Here is a 19,737-nt window from a genome sequence, read left to right on the forward strand (position 1 = left end):
TCGATCAGTCCATGTCGTGAATGATGGCCGCACCGAGATCCGTATGATAGGTTTTCAGGGCGAAAGACCGCCTGTTTGTCGGCGCAATTCCATCAGGAATACATGCTGATCGCCACCGTAATAGGTGACGCTGACCTCAAAAATAGCGTCGTTGCGTCCGACATAGCGGCGGATGATACCCAATCCTGATGCCGTCTCATCCAGGTTCAGCAATTTCGGCATGGGCGCTGGAAGCTTGCCGGCGAAGACTTCAACCTGGACGCGTTCGATCTCTTCGTCATACATATCCACAATCTGGTCGCTGATGCGCATCGTTTTATGCGACGGGTGATCAAGGATGCCGGCATAGGCCTCGGCCACGTAAATCTCGACCGCCGATACGATGAGATCACTCTCCGTCGATCGAACGATCGTGTGAATGCGCAGCTTTCGCTCACCCGCATCGCATTGCAGCATCTTGGCCAGTGTCTTCGTCACAGTAACAAATTTGGCACCGACGATTGTCCTGACCAGATCTGACGGGTTGGCCAAGGCCTTCGTCATTGGCGCCGAGGATTGCACCATAATGCGCGGCTCATGCGCGGATATGATCATCGAGCCCGAGCTCGCGCGCCGAACAATCAGACCTCTGTCGGTCAAGGTCTTCAAGGCCTGGCGGACGGTATGCCGGCTTGCCTTGAACATTTGGCCCAAGAGAAGTTCGGGCGGCAACTGGGTTCCGACCGGATAAACGCCGGATCGGATGTCCTGAATCAGCTGCCGCGCGATGGTCTCGTGGCGAAAGAGGGCTTTGCTGTCTTGCGTCATAGCCCCTATCTATAAGGTCAGTCCCTGTGAGCGCAACGCTGAATAGACTGGCTTGAATCCAGCGGATCAGCCGGTCAGGCCAAGCCGCGCGCGCGCCTCGGCAGGCGTTGCGATTTCGATATTCAACCCGTCGAGGATCTGCTTGAGCCGCGATACCTGTGCGGCATTGGACGTGAAGGGCAAGCCGGGCTTGTCGAAGAGATTATCCTCCTGACCGACGCGCACGCTGGTGCCCATCAACGCGCCTGCAACCGCTGTCCTGATATTCACAGGACCAGTGCCATGCAGAAAAATCTCGCAATCGCTTCCGAACAGCTTTTCTGTCGTCTGCTTCATGTGAAGCAGGTGATCGATATCCGACGTGATGCCGCCGAGGATGCCGGTGAGAAACTGCACGATGATCGGTTTGTCGATTTTTCGGTTCTTGAGATGATAGGCGAGGATGTGAATATGGCCCACATCATAGCATTCGAATTCCATCGCGATCTTATGCTCGGTGAAGATATCGATCATTCGGTCGATCTTCGCGAACGTATTTTGCGTCACGACTTCATAGGATGAGGGGCCGAAGAATTCACGTTCCCACTCATGCTTGAATTCCGTGATCCCTTGATCATGCGCCTTCTTGAACCGGCCGTAATTCATGGAGCCGACGATGACGGTCGCGACTTCCGGTCGCACCGCAATGGCCGCCGATACGCGATCATCCGCGGTCGCGCCCATCGATGCCGACATATTGATGATCGCGTCGCATCCTGCGCGAATGCCAGGAACGAAGGAGTTCCAGACTGCGATGTCGTTCGTCGGCCTGCCGTCTTCCGGCTTGCGTGCGTGCAGGTGCAGCATTGCGGCGCCGGCCTTCGCGGCTTCGACCGACTCCCGGATCATGTCTTCGGCTGAAATCGGCAAATAGGGCGACATCGACGGCGTCAGCCCGGCTCCGGTAATCGCACAGGTTATGATTGTTTTTTTGGATTTTGGCACGAGCGTTTCCTTGACCAATGCGCAACCGCATTTCCGCGGCCCAAGTGGCTAATCGGACATTGACGTTAATGTCCGGACAATGCATAACCTTGCCATCGGTCGCTGACAAGACAAAAAAAGATCGCTCGGGCCTATCGGAACTGCCGCAAACGGCCTCCGATTTTCGAGAGGGGGGAGAACAACGTGCATCTGCGAGACCAATCGCAATGATGACACTTTTCTGGTCATCACGATCGCCCTACGCGCGAAAAGCCCTCATGGCAGCCCATGAATGTGGTCTTGCTGGTTTGCTGCAGCTTGTACGCGTCGATGTCGCGACGCTTCGGCCCCATGCGCAGGTTATCTCGCATAATCCATTGGGAAAAATCCCGACGCTCGTTCTTGAAGACGGTAGCGCCTATTTCGATTCTTCGGTGATTTGCGAGTGGTTCCATTGTCAAAATCCTGATGCTGGTTTGTTTCCTGATGACGGAATTGCGCGTCTTATTGCGCTGCGACGTCAGGCTTTGGGCAATGGGTTGATGGATATTCTCGTCATCGGCCGTGCCGAAGCGCTGCGGCCCGATGGCACAAGGTCTGATGCCCATGTTTCGACTTATCGGCGCAAACGATGGGATGTTCTGGCCGCGCTGGAAGCCGAAGCGGGATCTATCGCGGCGGACGCTTTTTCGATCGGCCATATCACAATCGGCTGTGCGCTGAGCTATCTCGATTTCCGCTATGCGGACGAAGACTGGAGAGCCGAAGCACCTCATCTGGCCGCATGGCACAAGACATTCTGCCTCAGGCCGTCCGCCGAACAAACCGCCTTCGCGGATAATTATTGAAGACCTGTGTTACGGCTCTAGGGAGTTTCACCTGATGATGTTCACCCGAAAAATCGGTGCTGCAACTGTCAGCAATATCATCGAATATTCGGCACCGACCCATATACCGGATTTTCTGTTCCCGGGACTGTCGGAGTCGCAGATCGATGCCAATGCAAGCTGGTTGGCGCCCGATCACTGGAACACAAGGGTTCGCCGCTTCATCGTGACCATACAGATATGGGTCGTGCGCGCGGGCGCCAATGTGGTTGTCATCGACACAGGTGTCGGCAACGGCAAGACAAGGCGTGCGGCCCGCATGAACGGTTTGAATACGCTGGTGCCGAACTGGCTTGAAGCCGCAGGCGCTTCGGCCGATGAGGTGACGCATGTCGTTCACACGCATCTCCATACAGATCACGTCGGCTGGGACACGAAACTTGACGATGGGACATGGGTGCCGACTTTCCCGAAGGCGCAATATCTCTATCCGAAGCATGACTACCTGCGGATGGTTGAGGCTCAGGCCAATGGCAGCCTGAACCCCGACCCCGCGGCGGCCTATAATGACAGCATAAAGCCGATCTTCGATGCGGGTCTCGCGGCGCTTGTGGAAGATGACGCGCGCGATGTCGCGGGGTGCTTGGACGCCGAGCCGTTGCCAGGCCATACGGCGGGTTTGCTGTCCTACCGGTTGAGATCTGACGGCGAGGAAGGGATCTTTGCCGGCGACGTGATGCATAATCCGCTGCAGATCGCCATTCCGGCCTTGAATACAAGATTTTGCGAGGTCCCTGCACTGGGAGAGGGCACGCATCTGAAATTCCTTGACCGCGCCGCTGAGCGTGGCGCGCTGATCATGCCCTGTCACTTCGGGGCGCCCTACTGCGGTCGGGTCGGACGGGACGGTGATGCATTCGTCTTCCTTCCCGAGCAGAGATGAAAATGTCCGGGACGGCAAAAACGGCAGAATGGGTCGATGTCGCGGGCAAAGTATTGTTCGCGGAAGTCTGCGGCGGCGGTGATGCGACACTTCTGCTCATTCATGAAATGGGCGGCACGCTCCATAGCTGGGACAGGCTGGTGCCGCTTCTGCAGCCGTTTTTTCGCGTCGTCCGCTATGACGTTCATGGCAATGGCCGGTCTGAGGCCATTCGCGGACCCATGAATTTCCGCACGGCTGTCCAGGATGCGGCTCTGCTGCTTGAACGGCTCGGCATAGAAGGACCGATCATCCCGATTGGTTGCGCTGTGGGCGGTGCAATCGCTTTGGGGTTTGCGGCGGCCTACCCGGCGCTTTGCCCGGCGGTTGTGGCCCTGGCACCCTCCACATCCATCCCGCTCGCGCGGCGCGCGGCCGCCTTTGCAAGGGCGGATAAGGTGGAGGCGGAGGGGCTCAGAACCAGCATCGATGAATCGCTCATGCGCAGCTATCCGCCGATCCTCCGCACGGATAGGGCGTTGTTCGAACAAGGGAGGACAATGCGTCTTGCGGCCAATCCGCGCGGGTTTGGCGCCATGATGCGTATGCTGATCGGCCTCGACATGACCAGCGACTTCGCGGCATTGCGCTGTCCGGCCCTGGTGCTGGCGGGAGAGTATGACCAGGATCGGCCGCCCGAGCATGTCGCCACAGTCGCCGCGGCCATCCGCTTTGCCGTGTTCGACGTCATTCCGTCCGGCCATTTCATGGCCTGGCAAACGCCAGACCTCGTTGCAAGTAAAGTGATGAGTTTTCTGAAGCAGAACATCCAATACCTTCCGCCCCAACATTAATAAAAAAGAGGAGGAAATAGATGACATTATCTCACATGCCACCGCGTTACTTGGCGGCAACCTCAGCGCATTTCGACGATCCGACACGCCGATTGGTTTTGGGGATGGTCGCGGGTCTTGCGGGTTTGGGATTGGCTGGACGGGCCATGGCGGCTGACGGCACGCCGATAAGGCTCGGCGGTATTCTTCCGCTGACCGGGCCAGACGCGTCCGTCGGTATTCAGCAGCAACGCGGCCTGAGATTTGGCGTGAGCCAGATCAATGCCGCCGGCGGTGTCGCGGGAAGACCTCTCGACATTCTCTATGAAGATGACGAAGGCAGACCGGATCAGGCCGTTATCTCTTTCAACAAACTCGTCTCCCTGCAGGGCGTGCCGCTTATTTTCAGCGCCTTCTCCGGCCCGACCTTGGCGATGGCACCCTTGGCAACGCGGAAGAAAATCGTGCTCGTGAATGGCGGGGCTCAGGCAGATCGTCTGGCAAAGGCCTCGCCTTATCTTTTCAATACAATCCCGGTGGCCGGCGATGAAATCGCGGTCCTGGCAAAATATCTCGCCTCGGTCGGCAAGAAAACGGCCGGAATTCTTTATGAGGATGACGCCGGTGGGACATCGGGCCGCGATGATTTTGTTCGCGCATTTCAGAAGGTCGGTGGCAAAATCATCGCCAGGGAGCCGGTGTCCTTCGGCCAGACGGATTATCGGCCTTCGCTGCTGAAGATCGCGTCTGTCAAACCCGATGTCCTGTTCGTCATGCTAAGCGATGGGCTTGGTCCGCTGGCTGATCAGATTCACCAAATGAAGCCGGCGTTTACGATCGTCGGGACGTCCTTCTTCAATGACCCGGCGGCGCTGCACAATCCCGGTTCCGACGGCTGGCTGCATACCCAGGTGCAAATCAAAGCGCCACCGGCTGTCGCGACCGCCTTCCAGAAGATGTTCAACGTCGAGATGGAATTCTGGGGGGCACAATACGCCAATGCGGTGTTCATCATGGCGAAGGCCATCGAGAAGGTTCTGTCCCAGGGCAAGCCGATCACGGGGGAAAACATCCATGACGCGATATTCAGCATTCAGACCTTCGACGTGATGCTGCCGGCGATCTTCCGCACAAATACTGCAGTGATGGAGATTGACATCATGCAGATCAAGGACGGTCATCACCACCTTGTTCAAGAATTCAAAGCCGATTGAGCCGCTGGACAAAGCATGCTTCTCCTTCAACTTCTCATCAACGGTCTCGTCACCGGCAGTGCTCTCGGGATAATAGCCATCAGCTTCTCGCTGGCTTATTCCACGACACGCATCTTCCATGTGGCCCATGCCGGCATCTATACGCTGGCAGGATATGTCGCTTACGCCTTGGAGAAATCCGGCGCGCCCGATATTGTGGGGCTTCTGGCGGCGATGGCCATATGCGCTGTTGCCGGCGCCCTCATCCAGAGCGAGCTTTACGCCCGCCTCGCGCAGCGCAGGGCGTCACACCTGGCGGTGCTGATCGCATCGCTCGGCTTGCTGGCAGTCATTCAGAATTTTCTGGCGAGTGTCTTCACGCCGAATATTCTCCCTTTCGGGAGCGCCTGGCGCGGTCGGACCTTGTCCTTCGGCGGGGTGACCCTGACCGAAGTACAGATCGCGACCCTGGTCATTTGCCTCGCGGTCTTTCCTTGCTCATTGTGGTTTACACGTCGAACGGTTCTCGGAAAGCAGATCCGCGCTGTCGCCTCCAACCCTTTTCTGGCCGAGATCACCGCGCTCAGGCCGCAGCGAACCTTCGTCATCGTCATGGCGATTGCGTCCGCCATGGTGGCGATCCCGGGGGCGCTGGTTGCGTTTGATTTCGGCGTGCAGCCCTATGATGGCACAACGGTCCTGCTGACGGCGACAATCGCTGTCATTGCCGGCGGTATCGGCAGCCTGACCGGCGCGTTCCTGATGGCGATGCTCATATCGGTGCTGCAAAACCTCTCTCTCCTGGTTATTTCAGGCGAGTGGAGCGTCGGCGTCACCTTTCTGATCTTCCTGGTTTTCATGCTGTTCAGGCCTCGCGGCCTCTTCACGCGACGCTGAGGCAATCTCATGGATTATCTGTTCTCCTATCTTATTCTCGCTTCGATCTTTGTGATCCTGGGGCTGTCGACAAATCTTCTCGTGGGCGTTGTCGGAATTTTCTCGGTGTCCCAGGCGGCGATCTTCGGTGTCGGCGCCTATACAGTGGGCTATGCCTTGAGCAATGACATCATGGGATTTGTGCCGGCTCTTGCGCTGGCAGCGGTCGTCTGTCTCGTGCTCAATGTTCTCATCACACTCCCGTCGCTTCGCGTGTCCGGCGACTATTTCGTGGTGACCTCGTTCGGCATTCAGCTTCTGGCAACGGCCGCCTTCACCAATTGGGATGCGATCACGGGCGGCGCGTCAGGAATGGCGGGGATTCCGACGGCCGACCTATTCGGCCTGCCGATCGATACCAGCCTTAAAACCTTGATCCTTACCGCCTGCGTTGCTTGCCTGGCCTGTTTCGCCTTCCGGCTGGTGATGCGATCGCCGTTCGGCCGTTTGTTGATGGCGCTCCGCGAGGACGAATTGGCGGTCGCCGCGGCCGGGCGGCAGGTGCTGCGGGCGAAGGTGGAGGCGGCGGCCTTGGCCGGCGTATTCGCGGGCGTCGCCGGGGGGCTTTATGCGGTCTATTTGAGCTTCATCGATCCCTCGACCTTTGACCTCGATGCGTCCGTGCTGCTTCTAACGATGGTCGTATTGGGAGGGGCGCGCACGCTCGCGGGGTCCATCGTGGGGCCGTTCGTCGTCGTCGCATTGCCGCAGCTGCTGTCTTTGATCGATCTCCCGACAGCGATTGCGGCTTCGGCAAGGCAGGGAATTTACGGCGTTCTGCTGGTGGCCTTCATGCTGTTCCGACCTCAAGGTCTTATGGGGAGGAAAATATGATGGCGAGCGATCAGACCTATCTGAGCGTCAAAAGCATGTCGAAGCGCTTCGGTGGATTGCAGGCGCTCAACGACTGCACCTTCTCCATCGATTCAGGAAAGATCATCTGTCTGGTCGGTCCGAATGGTGCTGGTAAAACGACAATCTTCAACGCGATAACCGGTTTTCTGAAGCTGGACCAAGGCAGCGTGTTCTTTCGCGGGAATGGTCTGACGGGGATTGGTCCACAGAAGATCGTGCGTGCAGGTATTGCAAGGACATTTCAAAATCTCCGGTTGTTCGGCGATTTGACGGCCTTGGAAAACGTCGCGAGCGCGGTGCCCAATCAATTCGGGGAGGAGCCGCTCGGCGCATTGTTCCGGCCAATTCATACGGCGCGGAGCCAAAGAAAGACCAGGGAGACAGCGCGCGGCATTCTGGAGGAGGTCGGGCTGGCCGATCAGGCGGAGGCGTTCGTGCGCAATCTGTCTTACGGCGAACAGAAGCTGCTTTGCATAGCGCGCGTTTTGGCGACAGGCGCAGAACTGCTTCTGCTCGACGAACCAACCTCAGGACTAAGTGGCGACGCGTTGGAAAAGGTCATGGTGCTGTTGCGGCGGCTGCGTGATGAGGGACGCTCGCAGCTTGTCGTCGAACATAATACGCGCGTGGTTCAGCAAATCGCGGATGAAGTCCTGTTTCTGCATCAAGGGCATCTCATGGCGCAAGGAACACCCGAGGCGATCATGGCCGATCCGAAACTCGCCGAGATTTACTTCGGGGGAGCCTTGTAAACCGATGAGCCTTTTGGAATTGCGAGACGTGACGGCCGGCTATGGTGCCAAATTGGTCATCTCGGACGTGAGCCTGACCCTGGCGGCCGGCGAGATCGTCGCCTTGCTGGGCCATAACGGCGCCGGCAAAACGACGACGCTGAAGACGATCATGGGTCTGCTGCCGGCAAGGTCTGGGGCGGTGAGCCTGATGGACCAAGACGTGAGCAGCTTGGCGACGCCGGGCCGGATCAAGCTTGGGTTGAGACTTCTGCCCGAGGGGCGCGGCATTTTTCCAGACCTTAGCGTGGCTGATAATATCGAGGCCGTGGCGGCGCAGAACTGCAAGGGCGGTGACTTGTTCGGTCCCGCCGAAGTCTATCAGCTGCTGCCTGTGCTGGACGAAAGACGCACGACGATTGCCGGCACCATGAGTGGCGGGCAGCAGCAGATGCTGGCATTGAGCCTGGCGCTTTTGGGTAGGCCGCATTGCCTGATGCTTGATGAACCATCGATCGGCCTTGCACCCAATCTGGTTGAACGCATGTTCGACCAGCTCAGAAGCCTGAGCCGATCCCATGGATTGGGAACCTTGCTAGTGGAGCAGAACGTGGCGGCAGCGATGAGGGTGGCTGATCGCGTCATCATCATGAATAGCGGGAAGATCGTATTCAGCGGCACGCCCGATGGGGCGCGCGCCGCCGGCGTCTGGCATTACTTCTGAAGTCCCAGGGGAGAATAATCGCCCATGAAGATTATCGCATCCGGTTTGAGATTTCCGGAAGGACCCGTCGCGATGGGCGACGGGTCGGTCATCCTTGTCGAAATCGAACGAGGGTCGCTGACCCGCGTGCAGCCCGACGGACGCATAGAGGTTCTGGCCCAGCTCGGCGGGGGCCCAAATGGTGTGGCGATCGGGCCGGGAAATGCAGCTTTCGTCTGCAACAATGGCGGGTTCGAATGGATCCGCAATGGCCATCTCCTCCGGTCCGGGCCGCAGAGCCGGGATTATGAGACCGGCCGCATCGAAGTGGTCGATCTTGCCACCGGAAAGTTCGAGCGGCTGTATGAACGCTGCGACGGGCGCCCACTCAAAGGACCGAATGATATCGTGTTCGATTCGACGGGTGGTTTCTGGTTCACGGATCTTGGCAAACGGCGCGATCGCGAATTGGATCTGGGTGGCGTCTACTGGGCGCGTGCCGATGGGTCCGAAATACGTGAAGTGGTGCATGGCATGGTCACCGCCAATGGCATTGGCCTGTCGCCGGACGAGAAGACGCTATATGTCGCGGAAACAATCACCGGGCGGCTCTGGTCCTGGGAGATCCTGGGGCCAGGACAACTCCGCAAACGGGTTTGGCCGGCGCAATATGGTGCCACTCTTGTCGCGGGGGTCGGCGGCGGCGTTCGCTTCGACAGTCTTGCCGTGACGCAATCCGGGAACATCTGCGTCGCGGCACTCGATTCCTGCGCTGTGGTCGAGATCGAGCCGCATGGTCGGAAGGTGGTGCATCACGCGATGCCCGATCTTTTGGTGACGAATCTCTGTTTCGGTGGCGCGGATATGAAAACCGCCTTCGTCACCTTGTCCCATGACGGCCGACTGGTTGCGGCCGATTGGCCGGATGCCGGACTTCGCTTGAATTATCAGCAATAATGCCGTGACACCGACTCTTTTTTGTTGCGCCCGAAGCAAAATCCTCCGACACTACATTGTCCGGACAATGTAGTGTCATGCATCAGTCCGAAGAACGGCGCGATAAGCGCCGCAGCAGGGAGGACAACAAATGCGCCGCCTATTCATCAACACCTGTCTTGCGACCGCAATGCTATTCGGTACGGCCCATGCGGGTTTCGCCGCTGAGAAACAGAAGTATTTCTTCATGTTCTTCAGCAATCCCGTGAAGGGCCATGAGAAGGATTATCTGCATTGGTATACCGGCCAGCATATTCATGATCTTCTGAATATCGACGGTATCGTTGCCGCCCAGTTCTACGAATTAGGCGATCAGCAATTTTACGGCACCCATCCGCAGAAATACATGATGATTTGGGAGATCGAAACCACCGACCTCAAATCAGCATTCGATCGTGTCAAAAAGGGCCTGGCGACGGGGACGACTGTCACTAAGGACAGCTTCCTTGACAATGATACTGGCAATAGCATGACCTTCACGCCCATCACCAATCGCGTGACGCAGGATGAAGTTCTTGGAAAATCGGTCGATCAGGTTCGCAGCATTGCGACCGAAGGCCAAGTAACTTCTGCGGACAACTAAGCGCAATATGGGCAGGCCTTGCGGCCTTCGCTGACACGCCTGTATTCGTAAAGGACATCCAGCGATGTTTGAGAGCATCGAGAAACATAGTGCAAGTCGTCGCGGGTTTTCGGCACGCGCCATTGGGCTTGCGACGACGGCGGCGGCGCTCGGCATGGGCGTCTCCGTCCAACGCTCATTCGCCGACACGGCCAGCACGCCGGGCATGATCAAGATCATCTCGATTCTCGCCAGAAAGGACGGGGAGAGTCGGGAGGATTTTATTCATCACTGGGAGACGGTTCACGCACCGCTTGTCTACGCGGTGCCTGGGGTCTTGCGCTATACACTGAGCATCGTGACGTCATCATCGACCCGAACGGACGGTGTGAAGCCAATCGATGTTCAGATTGACGGTCTGGCGGAGCTTTGGTTCAAGGACCGGGCGTCGCTGGAAAATGCGGCCTCGTCCGATGCCATAAAGAAGGTTTTGGCCGACGGAACCTTGTTTGTCGGAAGTGAGGTTGATCTTGTGGCCGAGGAGAGGATCATCATTCCGAGAGGCTAGAGTAACGGCTTGACCTGTCGCCCTGGTTCGGCCTTTGCTCTCTCGCGTGAGTGACAAGCCGACCAGGTGTGACAAGTCGAAAATGGCAAGTCTGAGAGCCGATTGATGCTAGCAGAGGCTTATACGGACGGGGTTCCCGTGCCGCAGCGCTACCTGGCTGTCTTGACGATCGGTCTGGCGGTTATGCTGGCGGTCATGGACGGTGCCATCGCCAATGTCGCCTTGCCGACAATCGCGCGCGATCTGCATGCTTCGCCGGCCTCGTCGATTTGGGTCATCAATGGCTATCAGCTGGCGGCGACCATATCGCTTTTACCTCTGGGATCCCTGGGCGAAATCGTCGGATATCGACGCGTCTATATCGGCGGATTGGTCATATTCACGCTGGCCTCTCTTGCCTGTGCCCTGTCACAGGACTTGCTTGTATTGGCGCTCTCGCGCGCGCTGCAGGGGTTTGGCGCGGCTGGCATCATGAGCGTCAATGCCGCGCTCACGCGCTTCGTCTATCCCAGAGCATTGCTAGGTCGTGGCATGGGCATCAATGCCTTGGTCGCGGCGACCTCGGCTGCCGCCGGCCCGAGCATCGCCGCGGCAATTCTGTCGGTGGGGCCTTGGCCGTTCCTTTTTGCCGTGAATGTGCCTCTGGGCCTGATCGCCTTTCTGGTCGCGTTGCGGGCATTGCCCCCGACACCGCTGGCCAAGCATCGATTCGATTTTCTCTCGGCCTTTATGAATGCCGTCATGATGGCCTCATTCATATTCGCGCTGGAGGGTCTGGCGCATGGCCAAAGGGCCGTGCTTATCCTGGTGGAGTTTGCCGTCTGCACGGCATTTGGGGTTTTGCTTGTCCGTCGGCAGGCCAATCATGTCGCGCCGCTCTTGCCGCTCGACCTTCTGCGAATCCCCTTGTTTCGACTATCCGCTGCGACGGCCGTTTGCTCCTTCGTCGCGCAGATGCTGGCCTTTACCTCACTTCCTTTCTATATCGAGAATTCGCTCGGCCTGACGGCGGTGCAGACCGGGCTTCTGATGACGCCCTGGCCCTTGGCGACGATTGTCAGCGCCCCGATCGCGGGACGGCTGGCAGACCGCTACCCAGCTGGCGTGCTCGGCGGTGTTGGCCTATCCCTATTGGCAATCGGTCTTGCAGCTATGGCGATGCTGCCTGCCAATCCGAGCCGAGGCGAGATCATTTGGCGGATGGCCTTGTGCGGGGCCGGATTCGGACTTTTCCAATCGCCCAACAACCGGACGCTGATGACCTCAGCGCCGTCCCGACGTAGCGGCGGCGCGGCGGGAACGCTTGGGACGTCGCGCCTTCTGGGGCAGACGGTGGGCGCGACCCTTGTGGCCTTGGCCTTTAACGCTCTGCCGAGGCAAGGGGTTCTGGCCTGTCTGGTGGCGGCTGCGACGGTTGCGGCCCTTGCGGCTGCCGTATCCTCGTCGCGATTGCTTTTGCGAGCCGAGGTTCAGTGACGACGTTCAGTTTGTGCTCGACGCGGTGACGAGGCTGCCCGTCAAAGACAGCGTACGGCTCGGGGGTGGAAAAATTCTGATCTGTCAGGCTGCCAGAGGGCGATCTGTTTCCTTTGACAGGCTGCCCAAGACGGTGGCGCGAACGACCGCCATGTGCTGCCCTTATATGCGCCCAATCGGTCAGCACGATGATCTCGGCTGCCGGAGCGAGGGGTAGTACGGGCCTGGGCTGTGCTTTCGGAAGCTGGTCGAGATCGGCGGCAACGCGATGTGTTCGATTGCGCATAGTCGCTTGGCTCGCTGGATCACAGGGCAGCAGGGTGGTCAGCAGCCACCTAGAGCGTTTCCTGTTCGCTCACGCTCACAAGCGCCGCTCTAGATTATTGTTTTTGCGAGCATCTTCACCCGGCCAGATGATTCCATATGACCGGGATCTGCTCTAGCCCGCTGCAGGCGGTTCTGCGCCCCGACCCTTGGTGACCGTCCGCACCACCTGGCCTTCGTCGTTGAATCGGTAGAACAGCCGTTCATCCAGAATGCCCTGATCGACATGGCGCATCTCCAGAAAGCTGGCATTGGACAAGGCTGGTTTATAGACGGCGAAATTGCGCACCAACGGCAGCGTTGCCGCGGATTCCAGCGGCCCCACGAACGCGCTTGAGAACTGGCCGAACTCCGGATCGGCCGCCAGCCGCGTCATCTGCGCCGGATCGGCGAAGAAGCACCCGGCATGGGGGTTGCTGACCCGGCGGAACCGCCAGGCGCGGCCGAGTGCCATTCCGTCCAGCGTCGGCCCCCCTGGCACCTCGCCCCACGGCTTGGGTCCGGGAAGGGGGCCGTCGATATACAGCTTCTGCACGATCGGGCCGGTCGACAGTTCGAACCTATTCGGCTGCAGTGCCACATCCGGGCCGAAGGTCGCGTTGAACCAGGCCAGCTTGCTGAACAGCAGCGGGTCGGTGATCTCGCAATCGTCTTCCACGTAGCCATACCAATCAAAACGTCCAGCATTGTCGCGCAGGATCGTCTGGCAGGTGAAGCCGAGCTGCCGCGGGTCCAGTGTGGTATTGTGATGGTGGAACAGATGCGGCGGCACACTGCTCGCGAGGTGATCGGCACCGGAGGTGCACAGCACAATGTCCAGTGCCGCTTCCAACGAAGCGTTGCAGCGCGGATCGATGCCGTTATCGATCATGTGCTGGCGCGGGCCAAAATTCTGCTGCAACGCAGCAATACAGCGCAGCAGCGCAGCCGCCCGGGTGGGCCCGTCGGTGCGTTCCGATCCGTAAAGCTTCGTGCCGGGCCGGTGCGGGAGGAATGCGTGCGGGATGACGATAAGGGTTCTCATCAGGCTTCCGCGTCTGTCGGGCTCGGCGAGGCAGGCGGCCAGGGCATCGCGCAACGCCTCTTCGGAATAGGTCGTTTCCATGATGGAGACCCGGCGGACGAGGGTATCGGCCCCGCCATCGGTCTCCGTCGGACCGATCGTCGCACGGCTACCGACGCGCTGAAAGCCCCCATCGTCACAATAGTTATGGATGCCATGGTCGCATCGGGTCGACGCTCAGGGCCCCAGCGCAGGAAACAGGAGCAAAACGGACAGTATCGTCTTGTTCCCAAAAAGAGAATCAGTTGCGCGTGATCTGGACTTAATCCTTGACCTTATCATCGATGATCATCAGTCAATATGAGGGTCCAGGAGCAATAAGGATCTTTGCGGCAGACTTTTTCGATTTAATCGAGGCGGAAGGCGCTAATCCTTGGCCTAGGCTGATTTTTGAGGCGCTGAAGGTAGATTATGCCAGGGCGTAGTCACATCGGCTAGGTTGGCAGGCAGTTTATTTATTACGTATCGAATATCCTTTAAGCAGGCCGTCAGATCTGGCCGCTTGCGGGCAGGTTGTCATTTATTTGATCCCGATGATTCTCTGATTTTGAGAGCAAACAACAAGCGCTATTTCATCTCGACATCGTACAAAGTTGCATTAGCAGCAAGCTTTTGTTAACGCTGGATCTGAAAGATCGGGAGGCCGAAATGTCGGACGTCACTATATCAGGCGCTTCCGCGCCAGCGATCTTCGAAACGGATGAAGCCGCTCCTTACGCCCAGACATTGGCGGCGGCGCTCAACTCCGGCCTCGATAGTGGCACTCTGACTGCGCTACCCTATACCAGCGGCCCGGTCGCCCCGGCGGCCGCCGGCGGTGTGGTCGTAATCACCACAACTCCCGCCACAACATTGGCCATTCCAACGACGGATGTAGGTCTGTTCATCACTGGCGGTGCCACGAGCGTCACCGGGGGTGGCGTGGGCGAGACCGTCATCGGCGGCAGTGGTGGGTTGACCTATACCGACATCACCCCGTCCGGATCCGTCGTCGATTATATCGCAGTGGGCGATGGGAATAACCTGATCACCACGGGAACGACCGGGATAGGCAATTACCAAATCAATACCGGCGCCGGTAACGATACGATCTCCGTGTTTGGAAATGCTGTGATCAACGCCGGCACGGGTCAGAACACAATCTCGGTTTCCGGCGGCAACTCGTATATCTATTCCGAAGGTGGCGACAATATCACGATGAGCGGCACCGGAACCGATACGGTCAATATCGGCACCGGCCAGACGACGATCAATCCGGGCTCAACCAATCTGTTCGTTTTCGGAAGCACTGATGCCACGAAACCGATCTTCATAGGGCGAGGCACGGGATCGGACACAATTTCAGTGGGTTCTGGCGGCGGCACCGTCTACGCCGGAACGGGCGGGAATAGCGTTCTGTTCGGTGGCACTGGCGCCGCCACGACGGGCGCCGTTACGGCACTGCATGGCAGCACGAACGGCGACCAGTTGTATGCAATCGGCGCTGCGCCGGTCGTCTTGTATGCCGGTGGCGGCGACGAGACCCTCAGCGGGGCAGGCGGGACGGTGGACGGGCTTGCTGTACCCGAGTCGACCGCCGACAATACCTTCATGGCGGGTTCCGGAAACGACACGATCGTGGGCGGAGCAGGGAATGACGTGATCATTGCAAGCACCGGGCGCGGGGCCTTCGCTTCTGGAACTGGAAAAACGACGTTCGCCTTTGTCAACGGTGAGGCTGGTGGACAGGACACGATCACCGGCTTTGCCAGCAATGATCGGCTCGTTTTCAACGGCTACGGTGTCGCGCAGTTTCCGACTGAGGTAGTGGGGGGCAGCGAAATCATCGAGCTTCCTGACGCCACGGAAATTACGCTGCAAGGAATAACGTCCCTATCTCCGTCCCAAATTTTCTATGACGCGCCGTTGTGCTTCCTGCAAGGCACCTTGATTGGAACAGCGCAGGGCCTCAAGGCCGTCGAGCAATTGGCCATCGGCGACCTCGTCTCAACCACGACGGCTGGGGAGCAGCCGATTCGGTGGATAGGCATATGCTCCGTATCGACGCGCTTTGCCGATCCGCTGAGGGTTATGCCGATCCGGATCAAAGCCGGCGCTCTGGCTGAAAACATTCCAGAGCGCGATCTGCTCGTCTCGCCCGATCATGCGATTCTGGTCGATGGTGTGCTCATCCAGGCAGGCGCTCTCGTCAACGGTCTCTCAGTCACGCAAGAGCGATCGATGCCGGAAAGGTTCACCTATTACCATATTGAACTTGCCGAACATTCGTTGATTTTGGCGGAAGGCGCGCCGGCAGAAACCTTCGTCGATAACGTCGATCGGATGAGTTTCGACAATTGGGCCGAGCACCAGGCGCTCTATGGTCTGGACATTCCGATAATCGAAATGGCTTTTCCGCGGGCGCAGTCACGACGCCAAATTCCGAAGGGCATCAGCAATCGTCTCATGAAACGTGCCGTAGAGAAGGTCGAGACTGGGCTGAAGCTAGCCGTCTGATTAAGGGATCTGTCATCGCTTTTCTCCGCTGATGACCGAAGGACGAGGTGATCCGCACCGTCGCGATCATCAGGCTCGAAACCCAAAGCGGCTGGGGGGACGTCGAGACGATTGAGGCCGAATAGCTGTCCGGCCTGAAGCCATTCAGCAATTACCAGGTTTGCCATCCAGCCGGTCGCCCCATCTTAGCTGGACTTCTAGGGATTTATCCTGCGATACGGTCCCAAAGGAGATTCGAATGCCGTCTATACTATGCGTTGATGCCGATGAGACTGTGAGAGATTGGCTAGATCTCGTCCTTGGTGAGGCTGGATACGAGGTGCATCTCGAAGAAATGGCAAGCGATGTCGTCAAACCGTTGCGAGATAAGTATCGGCCAGATCTGCTGATTACAGATTTTGAAATGCCCGAGGAATCCATATCTGGGCTGGCACTGGCTAAGCTCGCGCGTGATTATCACCCGGATCTGCCGCTGATCTTTCTCTCTGAGACCCCAGATCCTACCGAAATCCCCGGCCCGATGCTCATCCTCAACAAGCCAATCAGTAGGGAGGCTTTGGTCGCGGCGGTCCAGGGGCTTCTGGGAACAGAGGTCTGATACTAGGACTGCTGTGCGTTACGAGGCCTGTGCTGAGCCGGTGAATGGCCGCCTAGCGCGAGTCCCGCCGAATCGCGCATATCGATCAGATGGCGATGGTTTGGAAGAATCGCGTCGCCGAGGCGCAAGGCGGGGCGGGGCGCGAAGCAGCCGAACCGCCCGTTCCTCGGGTGCCTGAACCCAACCCCATGCCCGCACCGTCCATGAAAACGCGGTCAGACGCGACATCCCGGCAGACTGGCCAAACTGATAGGGCAAAAGTCGCATCGGCGGCCGGTGTCACGATCGCATACCTCCCGGAAGTCAGGCGCCGACGCAGGCGGATCGGTTAAGCGCGCCTCCGGACGAAGACTTTGCCGGTTGGACGCAGTTCTAGATCCGCCCCCCCAGGCCAATGCGACGCAAACGCTTGACGATTGTCGTGAAAAGACGTTTTCTCTCCCATGAAAAAACGTTTGCTCACTACGAAACTGCTGCAAGCAGGCCATGGAGCAAGATGGACCAGGATAGAAGCCGCCTGAATCTGGAGGAGCCGCGCCGCGTCACGATCCGCGAAGTCGCGAGGGCTGCGGGGGTCTCCGTCTCCACAGCGTCAAAGGCGCTGAACGAGCAGGGCCGTATGTCGCCTGAAACCAGGGATCGCGTGCGGCAGATCGCCCGGGACGTCGGCTTTCGGCCGAATGCGGTCGCCCGTGCTTTGGTGGGCAAGCGCTCCTTCACGCTCGGCCTGATCACCAATGACACTTACGGCCGCTTCACGCTGCCGGTGGCTGCGGGCCTGGCCTCTGCCATGGCCAGCAAGGGCGTCTCGGTCTTCCTGTGTGCGGTCGATGACGACCCGGCCCGCGTCCGCCTCAGTATCGAAGCGATGGAAGACAAGCGCGTGGACGGGCTGGTCATTGCGGGCAAGCGTATCGACCGCGCCCCGCCGCTTGAAAACCGCAGGCCGGCCATGCCGGTGGTCTACGCGAATGCCGCGACCCCGCCCGAGGGCGTGGGTTTCGTTCCTGATGACAAGCGTGGCGGCGCCTTGGCCGCACGCCATCTTCTCTCTCTCGGGCGCAGGCGCCTCGCGCATATCAGCGGGCCGGAGGATTTCGCGGCGGTCGCGCTGCGCGCGGCCGGCTGGTGCCAGGTCTTGCGTGACGCAGGGTTGGAACCGTACGGCAAGTCGTTGCACGGCAGCTGGTCGGAGGCATTCGGCTATGAGACCGGCCTTTTCCTGCGAGAGCGGCTGGGGACCGAGCGCTACCCGGATGCGGTGTTCTGCGGCAATGACCAAATCGCCCGGGGTCTTATCGATGCTTTGCAGGTCCGCCAGATCAGGGTGCCTGAAGATATCGCGGTCGTGGGTTATGACAACTGGGATATCTTTGCGCGTGCAACACGGCCGCCTTTGACGACGATTGATATGGCATTGACCCGTCTTGGCGAATGCGCGGGCCTGACGCTGCTTGATATGATTGCGGGAAAGGCGGTCGAACCCGGTCTGCGAAAACTGCCCTGCCATCTCGTTATGCGCCAATCATGTGGCGGCGAGCAGATCGGGGACGCCACCTGAAGGATCGATCTGAATAACGTGCCGGACGACCCAAAAAATAAAAAAAAGGGAGATGCGTCATGAAGAAATGGTCGGCAATATTAGGGGGCATGGTCCTTGCCGCGGGGATGGCGGCCCAGGCCCAGGCCGAGACGATTCATATCTGGGCGAGATCGGATGATGCGGTATTCATGCCCAAGATCGTCGATGCTTTCAACGCCGCGCAAACCAAGGATCATGTTGATCTACAAATCATTCCGACCGCGCAGATGGTGCAGAAATTCGCAGTCGCCGCCGCCGGCGGCACCGCGCCGGATGCGCTGACACTCGACCTGATCTACACGCCGGCCTTCGCGGCGGCCGGGCAGCTCAAGGATATGACGGATTTCACGAAGTCCCTCCCTTATTACAAAAGCCTGTCGCCGGCGCATCTGTCTGTCGCGACCTATCAAGGTCATATCTACGGCCTGCCGTTTTCAGGCGATGCCTCCGTTCTTGTCTGGAACAAGAACCTGTTTCAGCAGGCGGGACTTGACCCCGATAAGGGGCCGACCAATTGGGCGGAATTCACAGCGGATGCCAAGAAGGTCGCGGCACTCGGCAACGGTATCAAAGGCTTCTATTTCTCGGGCAGTTGCGCCGGCTGCCAGATCTTCACCTTCGCGCCGCTGGTCTGGGCCTCGGGCGGGCATCTTTTCAGCACCGACGGCAAGACCGCGACGCTGGATACGCGACAACTGCATGCAGCGATCGATTTCTATCACGGCATGGTGGCGGATGGGCTTGTGCCCGCTGGCGCGCAGACCGATACCGGCACAAGCTTTTTCTCGGCCTTCGCGACAGGCAAGGTGGGCTTGACCTCTCTCGGCTCCTTCGCGATCGGCGCACTCAATGCGCAGGAGCCGACGCTGAAATTCGGCGTCACCTTCATCCCGGGCGAGAAGGGCGGATGGTCTTCCTTCGCGGGCGGGGACAATTTCGTGGTCTCGAATGCCACGAAGAAGGTCGATGCGATCGAGGCCTTCATCACATTCGCCTATAGTTTGCAGGGGCAGGAAATCCTGGCGCATAACGGATCGCTGCCGGTGCGCGGTGATCTGGCGCAGGATGCGCTGAAGGGCCTCGATGCACGCTATCTCGTGACCGAGACCGCCATGACCCATGGGCAGACGCCCTATTCGACCGTTTTCAACGATATCATCAACTCTGCCAACGGGCCTTGGATCACCATGCTGAACAAGGCGATTTTCAGCGATCCTGCGGCGGTTGAGCCCGCTATCAAGGCGGCGCAGTCTAACATGCAATCCACGATCGATACCGCCCCCTGACCGGGTGCGAGGCATC

At 58.9% G+C, this 19,737-nt stretch carries 19 protein-coding genes; 16 read left to right on the plus strand and 3 right to left on the minus strand.

Annotation, left to right across the window (positions count from 1 at the left end; genetic code table 11):
* Window positions 1–54: 54 nt before the first annotated feature.
* Window positions 55–807 (minus strand): GntR family transcriptional regulator, encoded by a 753-nt coding sequence (locus ACELLULO517_RS22810; protein ID WP_227309746.1) that lies wholly within the window; start codon window positions 805–807, stop codon window positions 55–57.
* Between the two features lie 66 nt (window positions 808–873).
* Entirely contained in the window at window positions 874–1,791 is a 918-nt protein-coding gene (locus tag ACELLULO517_RS22815; RefSeq protein ID WP_227309747.1) for a BKACE family enzyme, read from the minus strand.
* A 209-nt stretch (window positions 1,792–2,000) separates the two neighbouring features.
* Between ACELLULO517_RS22815 and ACELLULO517_RS22820 the strand changes: the two genes are divergently transcribed.
* From ACELLULO517_RS22820 to ACELLULO517_RS22875, 12 genes are all read left to right on the plus strand, one after another.
* Complete coding sequence (locus ACELLULO517_RS22820; RefSeq protein WP_227309874.1) at window positions 2,001–2,618, plus strand: glutathione S-transferase family protein; 618 nt, start codon at window positions 2,001–2,003, stop codon at window positions 2,616–2,618.
* Window positions 2,619–2,652: 34 nt separating this feature from the next.
* A complete protein-coding gene (locus tag ACELLULO517_RS22825; RefSeq protein ID WP_227309748.1) occupies window positions 2,653–3,540 on the plus strand; it encodes an MBL fold metallo-hydrolase in 888 nt (295 codons plus the stop codon).
* Window positions 3,541–3,542: 2 nt separating this feature from the next.
* Window positions 3,543–4,373: an alpha/beta fold hydrolase gene (locus tag ACELLULO517_RS22830; protein WP_227309749.1), complete on the plus strand. Its 831-nt coding sequence runs from the start codon at window positions 3,543–3,545 to the stop codon at window positions 4,371–4,373.
* A gap of 20 nt (window positions 4,374–4,393) precedes the next feature.
* Entirely contained in the window at window positions 4,394–5,566 is a 1,173-nt protein-coding gene (locus ACELLULO517_RS22835; protein WP_227309750.1) for an ABC transporter substrate-binding protein, read from the plus strand.
* A 15-nt stretch (window positions 5,567–5,581) separates the two neighbouring features.
* The gene (locus tag ACELLULO517_RS22840) at window positions 5,582–6,442 is read left to right on the plus strand and encodes a branched-chain amino acid ABC transporter permease (RefSeq protein WP_227309751.1); all 861 of its coding nucleotides are present in this window, start codon (window positions 5,582–5,584) and stop codon (window positions 6,440–6,442) included.
* A gap of 9 nt (window positions 6,443–6,451) precedes the next feature.
* Window positions 6,452–7,315, plus strand: a complete 864-nt coding sequence (locus tag ACELLULO517_RS22845; RefSeq protein WP_227309752.1) for a branched-chain amino acid ABC transporter permease — start codon at window positions 6,452–6,454, stop codon at window positions 7,313–7,315.
* A gap of 35 nt (window positions 7,316–7,350) precedes the next feature.
* Window positions 7,351–8,088, plus strand: coding sequence for an ABC transporter ATP-binding protein (locus ACELLULO517_RS22850; RefSeq protein WP_227309753.1), 738 nt, complete (start codon window positions 7,351–7,353; stop codon window positions 8,086–8,088).
* A 4-nt stretch (window positions 8,089–8,092) separates the two neighbouring features.
* Window positions 8,093–8,791, plus strand: coding sequence for an ABC transporter ATP-binding protein (locus tag ACELLULO517_RS22855; protein WP_227309754.1), 699 nt, complete (start codon window positions 8,093–8,095; stop codon window positions 8,789–8,791).
* Between the two features lie 24 nt (window positions 8,792–8,815).
* Window positions 8,816–9,727 carry an SMP-30/gluconolactonase/LRE family protein gene (locus tag ACELLULO517_RS22860; RefSeq protein WP_227309755.1) on the plus strand — a complete coding sequence of 304 codons (912 nt, stop codon included), beginning with the start codon at window positions 8,816–8,818 and terminating at the stop codon, window positions 9,725–9,727.
* Between the two features lie 130 nt (window positions 9,728–9,857).
* The gene (locus ACELLULO517_RS22865; RefSeq protein ID WP_227309756.1) at window positions 9,858–10,349 is read left to right on the plus strand and encodes a DUF4286 family protein; all 492 of its coding nucleotides are present in this window, start codon (window positions 9,858–9,860) and stop codon (window positions 10,347–10,349) included.
* A 64-nt stretch (window positions 10,350–10,413) separates the two neighbouring features.
* The gene (locus ACELLULO517_RS22870; protein WP_227309757.1) at window positions 10,414–10,896 is read left to right on the plus strand and encodes an EthD family reductase; all 483 of its coding nucleotides are present in this window, start codon (window positions 10,414–10,416) and stop codon (window positions 10,894–10,896) included.
* A gap of 105 nt (window positions 10,897–11,001) precedes the next feature.
* Window positions 11,002–12,372 carry an MFS transporter gene (locus ACELLULO517_RS22875; protein WP_227309758.1) on the plus strand — a complete coding sequence of 457 codons (1,371 nt, stop codon included), beginning with the start codon at window positions 11,002–11,004 and terminating at the stop codon, window positions 12,370–12,372.
* A 439-nt stretch (window positions 12,373–12,811) separates the two neighbouring features.
* Here ACELLULO517_RS22875 and ACELLULO517_RS22880 read toward each other — a convergent pair whose 3' ends face one another.
* Window positions 12,812–13,801: a hypothetical protein gene (locus tag ACELLULO517_RS22880; protein WP_227309759.1), complete on the minus strand. Its 990-nt coding sequence runs from the start codon at window positions 13,799–13,801 to the stop codon at window positions 12,812–12,814.
* A 606-nt stretch (window positions 13,802–14,407) separates the two neighbouring features.
* Here ACELLULO517_RS22880 and ACELLULO517_RS22885 point away from each other — a divergent pair.
* The 4 genes from ACELLULO517_RS22885 to ACELLULO517_RS22900 all read left to right on the plus strand — a co-directional run bounded on the left by ACELLULO517_RS22885 (window position 14,408) and on the right by ACELLULO517_RS22900 (window position 19,721).
* A complete protein-coding gene (locus ACELLULO517_RS22885; protein ID WP_227309760.1) occupies window positions 14,408–16,255 on the plus strand; it encodes a Hint domain-containing protein in 1,848 nt (615 codons plus the stop codon).
* Between the two features lie 238 nt (window positions 16,256–16,493).
* The gene (locus ACELLULO517_RS22890) at window positions 16,494–16,853 is read left to right on the plus strand and encodes a response regulator (RefSeq protein ID WP_227309761.1); all 360 of its coding nucleotides are present in this window, start codon (window positions 16,494–16,496) and stop codon (window positions 16,851–16,853) included.
* Between the two features lie 496 nt (window positions 16,854–17,349).
* Complete coding sequence (locus ACELLULO517_RS22895; protein WP_227309762.1) at window positions 17,350–18,414, plus strand: LacI family DNA-binding transcriptional regulator; 1,065 nt, start codon at window positions 17,350–17,352, stop codon at window positions 18,412–18,414.
* A gap of 59 nt (window positions 18,415–18,473) precedes the next feature.
* Window positions 18,474–19,721, plus strand: a complete 1,248-nt coding sequence (locus tag ACELLULO517_RS22900) for an ABC transporter substrate-binding protein (protein WP_227309763.1) — start codon at window positions 18,474–18,476, stop codon at window positions 19,719–19,721.
* Window positions 19,722–19,737 lie beyond the last annotated feature (16 nt).

Origin of the sequence: Acidisoma cellulosilyticum (genome assembly GCF_020621385.1) — a bacterium.
Lineage (GTDB): Bacteria > Pseudomonadota > Alphaproteobacteria > Acetobacterales > Acetobacteraceae > Acidisoma > Acidisoma cellulosilyticum.